This window comes from Stenotrophomonas sp. 05L44_2 (genome assembly GCF_056665995.1).
Map to the genome: position 1 here is coordinate 1 of NZ_JBFTNR010000999.1, position 1,099 is coordinate 1,099.

Here is a 1,099-nt window from a genome sequence, read left to right on the forward strand (position 1 = left end):
ACGCACGCCAAGGTTCAGCATCAGGTTCGGAGTGATGTTCCAGATGTCTTCCAGGTAGAAGGCATTGGCTTCGGTCTCGAACTTGCCGCCGGATTGCCGGTTGCGCGCACGCAGCATCTCGGTGACACCGGCCGGCACGTAGGCATTGGCGCCGTCCCACACTTCATCCCCGGGACGCGCCACGTAGGCGGTGTAGCTCAAGGCGGTCGGCCCGGGATAGCGGGTGGTCTGGTCGGTGGTCATCAGCTCGCGGTCAACGCCGAAGCGCAGCAGGTGGTCTCCCAGCTGCCATTCGAAGTCCAGGCGCGCCACGTCGCGTGTGTCATCACGCTCGGCCACGGCGGTCCCGGTCGGATGGCAGCCGGCGCGCAGGCCCTGCAGCTTGGACAGACGGGTGCCATAGGTGCTGTCGGTGAACACCGGGCTGCAGGCCTGGTCCAGCGACGAGTTGGTGAAGGCGCGCTGGTTGTTCTGGCCGACCATCGCGCGCGCGGTGAAGTTCTGTCCGAAGTGACCGGTGTAGGTGGCTGACCAGTTCTTGCCGCCAGTCTCGGTGATCGAATCACCGCCCCAGTCGCCGAGGCGGTTGTCATCCCAGTCGTAGGCGTAGGACGCATTGGTGACATCGCCTTCATCGGAGAATGCCAGCAGCGCCAGGCTGTGGTTGTCATTGATGTTCCAGTCCAGCTTGGTGCCCCAGAACCCATTGCCGGACTTGTTCTTGAACCAGGTGCTGCCATCGGACGAGGTGTTGTGGCCGCGGTCGTTGCGGTCCTCGTACATGGCGAACAGGAACAGCTTGTCCTTGATGATCGGCCCAGAGCCCCAGACATTGGTCTTCAGGAACGAGTTGTTGTCGCGGCTGCCATAGGAATGCGGCGTACCGTCGCGATGGAAATGGTCACCGCCGCTTGAGCGCCCTGCGCTGGGCTCGGCAGTGACTTCCACGCCGCCCTTGAACTCGTTGCTGCCCGAGCGGGTGACCGCGTTGATCACGCCGCCGGTGGAACGGCCAAACTCGACCGAGTAGCCGCCGGTCTTGACCTGGAATTCATTGAAGAACGCGAACGGGGCCGTGCTGAAGCCGCGACGCGTGTAC

At 63.7% G+C, this 1,099-nt stretch carries 1 protein-coding gene; it reads right to left on the minus strand.

The genetic code is table 11. The features are described from left to right. On the minus strand, positions 1-1,099 hold a 1,099-nt coding region (locus tag AC1VAN_RS22625), incomplete at both ends, for an outer membrane beta-barrel protein (protein WP_480986837.1).